This window comes from Ekhidna sp., from assembly GCF_963691765.1.
In the GTDB taxonomy this organism is placed as follows: domain Bacteria; phylum Bacteroidota; class Bacteroidia; order Cytophagales; family Cyclobacteriaceae; genus Ekhidna.
On the sequence record NZ_OY829375.1, the window covers coordinates 4,432,199 to 4,445,010 of the forward strand.

The 12,812-nt window shown below is 36.2% G+C and carries 9 protein-coding genes; 8 read left to right on the top strand and 1 reads right to left on the bottom strand.

The features are described 5' to 3' along the window. Positions 1 to 13: 13 nt before the first annotated feature. The 7 genes from fbaA (at position 14) to ACY650_RS19665 (ending at position 8,888) form a co-directional block, all read left to right on the top strand. Entirely contained in the window at positions 14 to 1,078 is a 1,065-nt protein-coding gene (gene fbaA / locus ACY650_RS19635) for a class II fructose-bisphosphate aldolase (RefSeq protein WP_462250290.1), read from the top strand. A 4-nt stretch (positions 1,079 to 1,082) separates the two neighbouring features. Beyond that, the gene (locus ACY650_RS19640; protein WP_462250292.1) at positions 1,083 to 1,970 is read left to right on the top strand and encodes a 3-hydroxybutyryl-CoA dehydrogenase; all 888 of its coding nucleotides are present in this window, start codon (positions 1,083 to 1,085) and stop codon (positions 1,968 to 1,970) included. Positions 1,971 to 2,092: 122 nt separating this feature from the next. Beyond that, positions 2,093 to 4,261, top strand: a complete 2,169-nt coding sequence (locus ACY650_RS19645) for a S9 family peptidase (protein ID WP_462250294.1) — start codon at positions 2,093 to 2,095, stop codon at positions 4,259 to 4,261. A 648-nt stretch (positions 4,262 to 4,909) separates the two neighbouring features. Then, positions 4,910 to 5,140: a DUF4389 domain-containing protein gene (locus tag ACY650_RS19650; RefSeq protein WP_462250296.1), complete on the top strand. Its 231-nt coding sequence runs from the start codon at positions 4,910 to 4,912 to the stop codon at positions 5,138 to 5,140. Further along, positions 5,137 to 5,622 (top strand): DUF4870 domain-containing protein, encoded by a 486-nt coding sequence (locus ACY650_RS19655; protein ID WP_462250298.1) that lies wholly within the window; start codon positions 5,137 to 5,139, stop codon positions 5,620 to 5,622. The genes ACY650_RS19650 and ACY650_RS19655 overlap by 4 nt, the downstream gene beginning before the upstream one ends. Continuing rightward, positions 5,619 to 6,401, top strand: a complete 783-nt coding sequence (locus ACY650_RS19660; RefSeq protein WP_462250300.1) for a M48 family metallopeptidase — start codon at positions 5,619 to 5,621, stop codon at positions 6,399 to 6,401. Before ACY650_RS19655 ends, ACY650_RS19660 begins: the two co-directional genes overlap by 4 nt. Before the next feature lie 78 nt (positions 6,402 to 6,479). Next, positions 6,480 to 8,888, top strand: a complete 2,409-nt coding sequence (locus ACY650_RS19665) for an ABC transporter permease (RefSeq protein WP_462250302.1) — start codon at positions 6,480 to 6,482, stop codon at positions 8,886 to 8,888. A 1-nt stretch (position 8,889) separates the two neighbouring features. On the opposite strand, the gene ACY650_RS19670 is transcribed toward ACY650_RS19665, so the two are convergent. Then, complete coding sequence (locus ACY650_RS19670) at positions 8,890 to 9,405, bottom strand: hypothetical protein (protein ID WP_462250304.1); 516 nt, start codon at positions 9,403 to 9,405, stop codon at positions 8,890 to 8,892. A gap of 403 nt (positions 9,406 to 9,808) precedes the next feature. Between ACY650_RS19670 and ACY650_RS19675 the strand changes: the two genes are divergently transcribed. Continuing rightward, on the top strand, positions 9,809 to 12,616 hold the full coding sequence (locus tag ACY650_RS19675) for a helix-turn-helix and ligand-binding sensor domain-containing protein (RefSeq protein ID WP_462250306.1): 2,808 nt from the start codon (positions 9,809 to 9,811) through the stop codon (positions 12,614 to 12,616). The last annotated feature ends 196 nt before the right edge of the window (positions 12,617 to 12,812 follow it).

Sequence of the window (12,812 nt, forward strand, 5' to 3'; positions counted from 1 at the left end):
CAAATTCTTTAAAATGAAATTTAGACCTGGTGTTCTAACAGGGCAAGAAGTTACAGACCTTCTTAACTATGCCAATGAAAACGATTTTGCTTTACCAGCAGTAAATGTCACGAGTTCAAGTACTATAAATGCTGTTTTAGAAACTGCAAGAGATATCAAATCTCCAGTGATGATTCAATTCTCCAATGGAGGAGCAGCGTTCATGGCAGGAAAAGGTCTTTCTAATGAAGGTCAAGCTGCTGCAATAGCCGGAGGTGTGGCAGGTGCACATCACGTTCATCAACTTGCTGAAGCTTATGGAGTAACTGTTGTTTTACACACAGATCATGCGGCAAGAAAATTACTTCCTTGGATAGATGGTCTTTTAGATGCCGGAGAAAAGCATTTCGAACAAACTGGTAAGCCATTATACTCGTCACACATGTTGGATCTTTCAGAAGAGCCAATAGAGGAAAATATTGGGACATGCGTTGAATATTTCAAAAGAATGTCAAAAATGGGAATGACTCTTGAAATTGAGCTTGGTGTAACCGGTGGTGAAGAAGATGGAGTAGATAACTCTGACATAGACAACTCACTTTTGTATACTCAGCCAGAAGAAGTTGCATATGCTTATGAAAAACTAAAAGAGGTAAGTGATAATTTCACAATCGCGGCTGCATTTGGAAACGTACATGGTGTTTACAAGCCAGGAAATGTGAAGCTTACACCAGTTATATTGAAAAATTCTCAAGATTATATTCAGGAAAACTATAGCACAGGTAGCAATCCAGTAAATTTTGTATTCCATGGTGGCTCAGGTTCTTCTCGAGATGAAATCAGAGAGGCAATCTCATATGGAGCAATCAAAATGAATATCGACACTGATCTGCAATGGGCATATTGGGACGGGGTTGGCAGCTATTACAAGAAAAACGAAGGCTACTTACAAGGGCAAATCGGAAACCCTGAAGGAGATGATAAGCCTAACAAGAAATTTTACGACCCACGTGTTTGGATTCGAGAAGCAGAAAAATCTTTCGTTGAGCGTTTGAAAGAAGCATTTGAGGATTTGAATTGTGTAGATAAGAACGCGTAAGAAAATGAAGAATATATCAGTAATTGGCAGCGGTACCATGGGAAACGGTATCGCTCACGTTTTTGCACAAAGTGGTTTCTCGGTTTCTTTAATAGACATTAGTGATTCTGCTTTAGAAAAAGCTATTGCCACTATTTCTAAAAATCTGGATCGAATGGTTCAGAAAGAAAAGATTAGTGAAGATGATAAAAAAGCGACTTTAGACAATATCACAACCTATACTTCGACAGAAGATGGTGTTAAAAATGCTGATTTAGTAGTAGAAGCAGCAACAGAAAATTTCGATATCAAGAAAAAGATATTCGAAACAATGGATGCAAATGCACCTAAGGGAGCAATTTTATCAACTAATACTTCATCAATTTCAATAACGAAAATTGCAGCTGCAACAAGTCGTCCAGATAAGGTAATAGGAATGCATTTCATGAATCCAGTACCTATCATGAAATTGATTGAAGTCATCAGAGGTTATGCAACATCTGATGAAACTACTTCAACCATCATGGAAATGAGTAAGCAGTTGGGTAAAGTGCCTGTTGAAGTAAACGACTACCCTGGGTTTGTTGCGAATAGAATTTTGATGCCAATGATCAATGAAGCGATCATTACTTTGCATGAAGGTGTAGCGGGTGTGGAAGAAATTGATACAGTAATGAAACTAGGAATGGCTCACCCAATGGGACCTCTTCAGCTTGCAGATTTTATTGGTTTAGATGTTTGCCTTTCAATAATGAATGTTCTTTATGAAGGATTCGGAAATCCTAAGTATGCACCATGTCCCCTATTGGTGAACATGGTAACCGCAGGTTATCTAGGCGCTAAAACAGGAGAAGGGTTTTATAAATATACTGCCGGATCCAAGGACTTGGTTGTAAGTAAGATGTTTGCATAAAACCATAAGCTTTTCAGAGCATTTTAAAAGGCAAGTCTCGGACTTGCTTTTTTTGATTTTATTGAATTAGGAAAATATTGATTGATTAAGGAACTTGCCAAGCTAAATTCCACTTCAATACAATGAGACAATTTAAATCACTTGCATTGCTTACCGGAGTACTACTATTTGGAGCATGCACTAATCAAACAACAGAAGAAAAACCGATGAGACCTGACGCACCAGTTGCAGCAAAGGCTGATACCTTATTGAAAGAACATGGTCAAACCAGACTGGATCCATATTTCTGGATGCGTCTTAGTGACGAGCAAAAAAGAGCAGATGAACCAGATGAACATACTACTCAAGTCTTAGACTATTTAAATTCAGAAAACGACTATACAAAAACAGTAATGTCGCACACTGAAGAATTACAAGGCAAGTTGTATGAGGAAATTGTAGGCAGAATTAAGCAAACTGATGAATCTGTACCGTATGTTTCCAATGGATATTGGTATTACACGCGTTACGAGGAAGGTGGAGAATATCCAATCTACTGTCGTAAGAAAGGATCCCTTGATGCTGAAGAAGAAGTATTAATCAACGTAAATGAGTTGGCTGAGGGTTATGAATATTATGCAGCAGGCGGACTAAATGTAAGTCCCGACAATAAAATTTTAGCTTTTGCTGAAGACACCTTAAGTCGCAGAATTTACACCATCAGATTTAAGAATTTGGAGACCGGCGAGATGATCGATGATCAAATTGCTAATACAACAGGAGGCGGAGCATGGGCAAATGATAACAAAACATTTTTCTACACTTCTAAGAATAAAGTCTCATTACTATCAGAAAAGATATATAGACATGAGCTTGGTAGCCAATCAGAAGCTGATGTTATGGTCTATCATGAGAAGGATCCTTCCTACTATATTGGTGTTTACAAGTCAAAATCAGATGACTACATCATTATTTGGAACAGCAGCACATTAGTTAGTGATTATCATATTCTAGACGCTGACAATCCAAAAGGTGACTTCAAGCAATTTATTCCAAGAGATGAAAAAGCGCATGAGTATAGCATTGCTCACTTCGAGGATAAATTTTATATAGTTACTAATTGGGATGCAACCAACTTTCGATTGATGGAAACCCCTGTAAATGCAACAGGTAAAGAAAATTGGAAAGAAGTAATTGCACATAGAGAGGACGTTCTCTTGGAAGGTATTGAGCTTTTCAACGACTATATGGTAGTAGACGAAAGGAAGAATGGTCTTAGCAACCTAAGAATCATCAATCAGTCAAATGGAGATGAACACTATCTTGATTTTGGTGAGCCTGCCTATAATTCGTATATCTCTGTAAATGCTGAATTTAACACCGAAGTATTGAGATTTGGATATACTTCCATGACCACTCCTAATTCTACTTTCGATTACAACATGGGTAGTCGAGAGAAAACATTAATGAAGCAGCAAGAGGTTGTTGGAGGTCATAACCCTGAGGATTATGTAACAGAACGTCTGTGGGCAACTGCCAGAGATGGAGTGAAAGTTCCTATTTCTATTGTTTACAAGAAAGGTTTTAAGAAAGACGGTACTGGACCAGTTTTACAATATGGATACGGCTCTTATGGTGCTACCATTGATGCTAGTTTCAGTTCTGTAAGATTGAGTTTATTGGATCGAGGATTTGCTTTTGCCATTGCTCATATTAGAGGCGGTCAAATGATGGGTAGACAGTGGTATGAAGACGGTAAGATGTTCAAGAAAATGAACACCTTCAATGATTTCGTTGACTGCTCAAAGTTTTTAATTGAAGAAAACTATACGTCAGCTGATAACCTTTATGCTCAAGGAGGTAGCGCTGGAGGTCTCCTAATGGGAGCCGTTGTAAATCTTGCTCCTGAGCTTTACAATGGAGTATTAGCTGCAGTGCCTTTTGTAGACGTCGTTTCTACTATGTGGGATGAAACTATACCATTGACAACCAATGAATTTGATGAATGGGGTAATCCAAAGAATTTAGAATCCTACGAATATATGCTATCATATTCGCCATATGATCAAGTATCTGAACAGGACTATCCAAACATGCTTGTAACCACAGGTTTATTTGATTCTCAAGTTCAGTATTGGGAGCCTGCTAAATGGGTTGCAAAACTTAGAGACAAAAAGACTGACAATAATCTTTTAATCCTGGATACTGATATGGAAGCCGGACATGGTGGTGCCTCAGGAAGGTTTAAAAGATATAAGACAACAGCATTGCAGTACGCTTTCTTACTCGACCTAGCAGAGATTAAGGAATAATTATAACTTGCATGCAGAAAATGAGTCCTTATAAAAAAGGACTCACTTTTTTTTAGAAAAACATAACCTATGACCGACTAATTCGTCTTAATAGGTAGAAATGCTTAAAACATCGTAATTACGGCATCTTATTTGCTGTATCAAAAACATCTATCACCACTCATAATACGATTAGGTTAAGCTATTAAGAGCTGATAGATAGCCCCGGATTAATTCGGGGCTTTTTTTATTATATGGTATCAGTTTTTCCTCTCAATGTTTATATTACCTTATATAAACCTAACCATACCATTTTATGAAAATTGACATTAAGTATCAAGATCGATACTCTCGAGGAGAGTTATTGCTTCGATCGCTTTTTGGTGCTATTTACATGCATTTCCTCATCTTTTCCTTCTAATCTTTGTCTCTCTTTGGGGAGCAATCCTTTCCTTTATTTCGTGGTGGATTGTTCTTTTCACGGCAAAATATCCTCAAAGCTTTTTTGAGTTTCAAGAAGGATTATATCGATGGAATTTACGCTTAAATGCACGTCTAAATAATCTATGCGATGGATACCCTGCTTTTGGAATAGATGCTAAAGATGATTTTGTCACTCTAGAAATTCCTTATCCCGAACGACTGAGTAGAGGCACTCTTCTTTTAAGAATGTTCTTCGGAGCTTTCTATGTAATACTCCCTCATGGATTCTTACTGATGTTCAGAACCATTGGCTCACTAGTACTTCAATTCTTAGCTTGGTGGGTTGTATTGTTTACTGCAAGTTATCCTCAGAGCTGGCATGAATTCAATGTTGGAACCATCCGATGGGCAACTCGTGTAAATATTTATATGTCCTTTATGACAGATGATTACCCTCCATTTTCAGGAAAACCATGAACGAACAATATCATCCTATACCACAACCGGACGAGTTAACTGATCGAGAAAAAGATGATGCAATGGGGTCTTACCTAATGATGTTCGCATCAGTTGCTGTGGGGCTGCCATTGCCAATCATAAATTTGATCGCTGCGGTTGTTTACTATTTCACAAACAGATCCAAGGGTCTGTTTGTGCATTTTCATTCTTTACAATCCCTAATAAGCCAACTTCCGACTACAATCATTAATGCTATCGGAGTTTTTTGGGGAATTAGAATTTACTTCTTTGGGTGGGAATTCTCTGATAATTTCAAAGGTTATATAATTATGGCCTTGATCTTCAATATTTCGTATTTTATTTTCAGTATAATTGGAGCCGTTAAGGCAAGAAAAGGTCGTATGTACTATTTCTTATTCTTTGGTAGACTTTCTTATGAAGCAGTTTTTAAGATAAAGTCCACAGTCAATAATGAAATCCAAAATCTGCCACCAAAATGAAAATTTGGCGTGAGTTAATTATTCTAATTTTAATATTCGGTCTTATTTGGCTTGCATTTACCTGGAGGCCATTGAGTATTCCAGGAGCTGAACTAAAACTGAGTAAAGAAAGGGAAAAAGATCTAGCAGGTCTCATTATGGATGACCTGCAAGCCCAATATGAATTTTATGATGATTCTATTGTCTCCCAAATATTAGAACCCTTAACCTCCCGCCTACTTGATTCACTCCCCGAACCTAAGTATGAGTACAAATTCCATTTGATTGATGATAGCAACGAAATAAATGCGTTTGCCACATTGGATGGTAATATCTATGTCTTTTCTGGACTAATTAAGTTCGTTGATAATCCTGAACAGCTAGCAGGAATATTGGCTCATGAAATTGGTCATCATGAAAATGGAGACCTTGTTGACAGATTAATGAAAGAATTAGGCTTAAGCGTCCTGGCGGCAGTGCTTACCGGTGGTGATGCTGTCATGATCTCCGAAATCTCAAAGCTCCTTCTCTCAAGTGGATTTGATAGAAAGCAAGAACGTGAGGCCGATGAATTTGCATATGAATTAATGGCCAAATCATCTATTAACCCCGCAAGACTTGCCCATTTTTTCACAAAGCTTAAAACGGAAGAAAAGTCCTATCCTGATGATCTTGAAATAATTATGACACATCCTAACTCAAAAAATAGAATTGAGGGTGCTCTTTCATATCCATTACCCAAAAACTTTGAAGAAAGAGAATTTGATTTGTCTTGGGAAGACCTGATCGAAGATCTATAACTCATACAACTTTTTAAATTTTGTAACATCTTTTTTGAAAGCCTTGTCTAATGGGCTGAACACTAAAACTCAAAAAGGATGCTTAAGAATTACCTAACTATCGCTTTAAGGAACTTATGGAAACATAAGGTTTTTACAGGACTCAACATTTTTGGACTATCTCTAAGTATGTCCATTTGCCTGGTATTAATACTACTAGTGCGTGATCATTTCCAGTATGATCGTTTTCATCCAGAAGGTGAAAATACCTATCGAATTACCACCTATTATACTGGACAAGAAGGAATATTTGACGAAGTCTATGCTACCTCTTCCCTCCCATTTAAGGAAAGTCTTTTAGCCAATTATTCATTTGTAAAAAATGCCGTCAACCTTAACAATGACTTTAATGGGGAAATTAGATCACCGCATAAAATACTAAACATAAGAGCGCTTTACTCGGATGAAGGCTTCTTCGATGTATTTGGGTTTGAGTTAAGTGAAGGTAATCCGGAACAAGCCTTAAACGAATCTTTCAATGTTATTCTAAGTCACGAGTTAGCAAATAAGTTATTTCCAGAACAATCTGCTCTAGGTCAAACAGTAGAATTTGAAGACCATGGAAGCTATAAGGTTACTGGTGTCTTAAAACCTGTAGATCACAACACTCATTTGACCTTTGATGCATTGGCTTCTTTAAATACACTGCCAATTCTTGTTGAAAAGGGTGCCAAAAGTGATAGATATAAAGATTGGGACAACATATGGGATAATTACAACTACCTAGTACTAAATAGTAAAGAAGATAGACAAAGAACGGAGCAGGTAATCAATGAAATGGCCAAAGAAAATATAGAATTAGAAGAAGATCACCCAGGCTATGTTTTCAAGTTGCAGGCAATGGATGAAATAGTACCCGGAAGAAGCATGTCAAACGAAATCGGATATGCATTACCTTGGTTCATACTTGCGTTTTTCGGATTTCTTGGTCTCATAGTACTGATAACGGCTTCAATAAATTACACCAACCTGTCGATCGCAAAATCATTAAGTCGGGCAAAAGAAATCGGTATAAGGAAAGTAAATGGAGCCCGAAAAGGTCAAATAATTGCACAGTTCTTAACTGAATCAATTTTAACAGCCGTAATCTCTCTCATTTTTTCAATTTTCATATATCGCTACCTAATTGTGGCTTTTAATGAGATATGGATCTTTAGTAAAATCGGTGTTTCTCTTGAAGATTCCATCGGTACATATGGTTATTTCATATTATTCACAGTAATAATTGGACTTCTTACAGGAATTGGACCTGCCGTATTCCTTTCAAAATTAAAGGCCATAAATACGTTGAAAGGCTCATTATCAAAAAGACATAAAAAGCGTTCTGTTCTTTCCGCTATCACAGGCAAAAGAACGCTAATAAGTATTCAATTCAGTCTGTCAATTCTAATGTTAGTTACAATACTTATTCTTAATAAGCAGGCAAACTTTCTAACGAATGCTAACTATGGTTTCAATGAATCTGAAATTTTCTTCGTGAGAACCCATGATCATGACCCATCATTAATCGAACAACATTTCAGTACCATAGCTGGGATTGAGAATATAACTTTTGCATCTCATCACCCAGCTGTTGGGAGATCTCATGGAAACGGAGCAACATGGAAAGAAGGTCAAGAAGCCATTACCCTCTATAATTTCTACGTTGATCCGAACTACATAGATGTAATGGATTTAGAATTGATTGCAGGAGAAGACTTTCCAAAATCAGTTGATGAAAATGAAAAATTTCTAATTCTTAACGAAACTGCTGTCAAAACATTTGGATTTGAATCGAATAGTCAAGCTATTGGCGAAGTGATGAAAATCGACACACTCGGTCTAACAATTGTAGGAGTAGTAAAAGACTATCATTGGGAGCCTCTAATGAATTCCATTAGGCCTCTTGGATTAAGAATTAATTCAAATAATTATGAATATGCCTATTTAAAGGTTAAAAGTGATAACCCATTAGTGGAGGCAAAAAAAGTTGAGGAATCATGGACTGAATTTGACGCCACCAGAGATTTTGAAGGTGGTTTTCTGAATGAACAACTGGATGAATTTTACCAATTCTTTTATGATCTTGGAAATATCCTTGCCTATATCGCGCTAATCGCACTCTCAATTACCAGTTTAGGCTTTTTAGGTATGGTCAGTTTTGAATTAAAATCTAAAGTGAAGGAGATCGGAATAAGAAAAGTGCTTGGAGCTTCTTTCAAATCTTTGACCTATTCAATGTCCAAGGGGTTTATCATTATGATATTTATAACCTCACTTTTAACAATACCATTCGGAATATGGGTGAATAATCTTTGGGTAAATGAAATGGCATTTCATGCTCCCATTGGCACTTCGGTGGTTGTGCCTACAATTTTAATAGTACTGGGAATAGCGGCTCTAACTATACTTTCTCAGGTATGGATTAATGCAAACAAAAACCCATCTGAAACCTTAAGAGCAGAGTGATTTATTTAAAGATACATTCAGCATTGGCCTTCGATATCTCCACCACAGCTTCTGGTATTTGCTGATCGCTGAATGTATTTTTCATATCCTTAATTCTGATAAAAACGATCCCAGAATCTTTAATGTCTAGCATGTCTTTCTCAGTCATCTGAAAAGTAATGTCGTATCGAGTGATCTTACTGCCAAAATCTTTGATGATTTCAGTAGTAACCTTCTCTATTGATTGCATCCGAATCACAGCACCATTGCCAGCACGCATTATTAATTCAGTACCCTTCTCCAGAGATGTATTAACCTCTTCATAGTCACCAACCTCTACTCTAAATTTATAGTCACTCCCATTCCTTATGTAGGAAAAATAGTAATAAGGAGTTGGACCTGTTAAACGTGTTCTAACCGTACGGATGACATCATCTGTGATTGGGTCCTTTTCATTCACAACATACTTACAAATCTGAGCGCCAGATGAAAAGCCTAATATGATAAGGGTTAATACTAAAGTTAATTTCAATCGCATGGATATATATTGTTAATTAAATCTAAAACAATTCAAAACGAGAGTTCAAGTATTGTTTCAAAAAATCGAGGCTGAATTGGAGAAAAAAAAGCTCTGACAGCATATATCAAACCTCTTATAGAAAGGATTATGAATCAGTCAACACCGTCAATGATCCCTGAAAGGGCGTGATTTAGTGTGCCGAACAAACTCATTTATTGTTACATTCTCAGATTTGTATATTGCTATTCAGAGCAAAGCAAAATTAAAAACAAAAGAGTAGATAGACCCAGTAGCTTCATCAGTTTAAAAATCAGATAAAAGTCGGCCATAAAACATCATGCTCCAATTAATAGAAATAACCCAAACTAACTTGGATATAATCAAACATTTCCTAACTTGAATGGTTAGACAAAAGTAAAACGTGAAACCAAACACCACCTATACTACAACTCTATTCATAACACTCCTATGCTGCTTAAAGGGATTTTCACAAGAATTACCACCTATACAGAATTTTTCTCCATCTGATTACAATTCAGGAAATCAAAACTGGTCAATATCAGAATCTGACGACCAAATCATATATGTTGCAAACAATGAGGGCTTACTAGAGTTTAACGGAGCTACCTGGTCTCACTATCCTTCTCCTAACGAAACACTTATGCGTTCTGTAAAGGTGATTGGTGATAGAATATATACCGGATGTTACATGGAGTTCGGTTATTGGCAGAAAACAGAATTAGGAAGACTCGAATACACATCCTTATCAAAAGATCTTTCATCCGGTTTAATCGAAGACGAAGAATTCTGGAATATCCTAGACATCGATGGCTGGATTGTGTTTCAGTCACTGAATAGAATTTACATCTACAACCCACTCAACAGTTCTTTAAATAGAATTGATTCAAAAGAGGTTATTGTTAAGATGTTTGAAGTAGACAATAGGATTTACTTTCAGCGTAAAGACAAAGGGATTTATCAAATAGTAAATGGAAAGGATACCCTACTCACTGAGGCAAGCGTCTTCAGAGAAGATGAAGTTGCAAACATTTTTTCACTGGGAAAGTCATTGTTAATTCTTACAAGACATAATGGCTTCTACTTATATGAAGCTGGTCAGCTAACAAAAGTATCTAGTGAAATAGACCAACGCCCTAGCTTAAGTATATACAATGCGATTCAGCTCAATAATGGAGACTACGCTTTAGGAACCATATCTAATGGAGTAATTGTGTTGAATAACAATTTTGAAATAAAAATTGAAGCAAATCAAAACAATGGCCTATTGAACAATACCGCACTATCTGTATTTGAAGATTCCAATAAAAATTTGTGGATTGGTCTAGATAATGGCATCAGTTACTTAAATGTAGACTCTCAAATTCGTGTATATACAGATCAAAATGGAGATTTAGGGAGTGTTTACGCCTCTATCATTCATCAAGGAAATCTATATCTAGGAACAAATCAAGGTCTGTTTTATAAACCAATTACAGAAAATTCTGAATTCAAATTTATTGAAGGCACTCAAGGTCAGGTTTGGTGTCTAACTAAGATTGATGATCAACTTTTTTGCGGACATCATTCAGGCACATATGTAATTGATGGTGGTTCAGTTCAACGTGTGTCATCAATTCAAGGCACATGGAATATCAAAAAGATTGATGATCGATTACTACTACAAGGAACCTATGATGGTCTTTATGTACTTGAGAACCAAAACGGCTGGAAATTAAGGAATAAGATAAGCGGCTTTGACAATTCTTCCAGATACTTTGAAGTTCTTGAAAATACAATCTTCGTAAATCATGAATATAAAGGAATCTTTAAACTAGAGGTCTCAGAAGGTTTTAATCGAATAGATGAAACTCAGATAGACACACTCCTTAAAGGCTCTAACTCAAGTATTTCAAAGTACAAGAACAAAATATATTATTCGTTCAAACAGGGCATATATGCATATGATGAGCAAAGAAATGAATTTGTTAAGGATAGTCTTCTAAGCACTGCATATTCAGAGGATGAATATATTTCTGGTCGATTCGTTATGGGTGAAAACAAGGATCAATTCTGGATTTTCACAAAAAGCAGCCTCGTTCTCATTTCATCTGGCAACTTAGATGACTTACCTAAAATTGATAGGGTACCACTTACATTTAATATGAGGAGGAACGTTGTTGAATACGAAAACATAATCGCAATAGATGGACTCAGTGAATATTTGCTAGGAACAAGCTCTGGTTATTTAACACTTGACATAGATAAACTTATGGTTGACAATTTCTCTGTTTACATCAACAGTGTAAATGTGGGTATTAATGCAGATCATAGTGCAACAGATAAGCTGGTAAGCAAATTTGAAGATGGCGACTTTGAAAGTGATCAGAATAATATTAGAATGAGCTTTCATACTCCTCAATACATAAAGTACTTTAATCCTGCATACCAATTTCAATTAGAAGGAATCTATGATGTTTGGAGTGAATGGACGCCCCAATCGACGGTATTTTATGAAAACTTACCACCAGGCAAATACACCTTTAATGTAAGATCAAAAATTGGTGATAGTATTTCAGAGAATACCGCTTCTTACAGTTTTAGGATAGCTAAACCATGGTATAGAACAAACTTTATGTTGATTCTATATGGTATAGGCGTAATTGCTTTTTCAATTTTCATGCATAACATCTATAGGCGTTATTATAGAAAACAGCAAGAGAAAATCATTGAAGAGAATAGAAAAGAACTAGAATTAACAAGGCTTCAAAACGAAAAAGAAATCATCAATCTTAAAAATGAGCAATTAGAAAAAGACTACAAGAGCAAGAGTAGTGAGTTGGCAGCCTCGACTATGAGTATTATCAAAAAGAATGAGTTGCTTACTCAAATTAAAGAACAACTTTCAGCTATCAATGATAAGACATCTATTAAACCTGTTATCAAAATCATAGATAGAAGTCTCAGTCATAATGAAAACTGGGAGATGTTTAAAGAGGCATTTGACAATGCTGATTCAGAGTTTTTCAAAAATCTAAAATCCAAACACCCTAACCTCTCTCCTAACGATCTAAAACTCTGCGCGTATTTAAGACTAAACCTCTCTTCTAAGGAAGTATCTCAACTTATTAATATCTCTCCTAGAAGTGTGGAGGTAAAACGTTATAGACTAAGAAAAAAACTTAACCTGGATAGTAACGAAAATCTAGCTGATTACATTCTGAGCATTTAATGGCACTTTTCGTGTACTTTTCGCACCACAACAATACCTATACACACCAGCGTGTTACACAAGAAAATTTAGGAATCTGTTAATATTTTTTCCCTGACTGTAAGACCTATTTAACATCCTTTTAGGCCAAGAATACCCTGTTTTGATTTGAAAATTATTTATTGAAAAGCCTCTTCTTTTAAAATTTTTCAAAAGT

Excerpts from the sequence above, each read along its gene's own strand:
- fbaA (WP_462250290.1), top strand. The coding sequence starts at position 14 with ATGAAATTTAGACCTGGTGTTCTAACAGGGCAAGAAGTTACAGACCTT.
- ACY650_RS19640 (WP_462250292.1), top strand. The coding sequence starts at position 1,083 with ATGAAGAATATATCAGTAATTGGCAGCGGTACCATGGGAAACGGTATC.
- ACY650_RS19645 (WP_462250294.1), top strand. The coding sequence starts at position 2,093 with ATGAGACAATTTAAATCACTTGCATTGCTTACCGGAGTACTACTATTT.
- ACY650_RS19650 (WP_462250296.1), top strand. The coding sequence starts at position 4,910 with ATGTTCTTCGGAGCTTTCTATGTAATACTCCCTCATGGATTCTTACTG.
- ACY650_RS19655 (WP_462250298.1), top strand. The coding sequence starts at position 5,137 with ATGAACGAACAATATCATCCTATACCACAACCGGACGAGTTAACTGAT.
- ACY650_RS19660 (WP_462250300.1), top strand. The coding sequence starts at position 5,619 with ATGAAAATTTGGCGTGAGTTAATTATTCTAATTTTAATATTCGGTCTT.
- ACY650_RS19665 (WP_462250302.1), top strand. The coding sequence starts at position 6,480 with ATGCTTAAGAATTACCTAACTATCGCTTTAAGGAACTTATGGAAACAT.
- ACY650_RS19670 (WP_462250304.1), bottom strand. The coding sequence starts at position 9,405 with ATGCGATTGAAATTAACTTTAGTATTAACCCTTATCATATTAGGCTTT.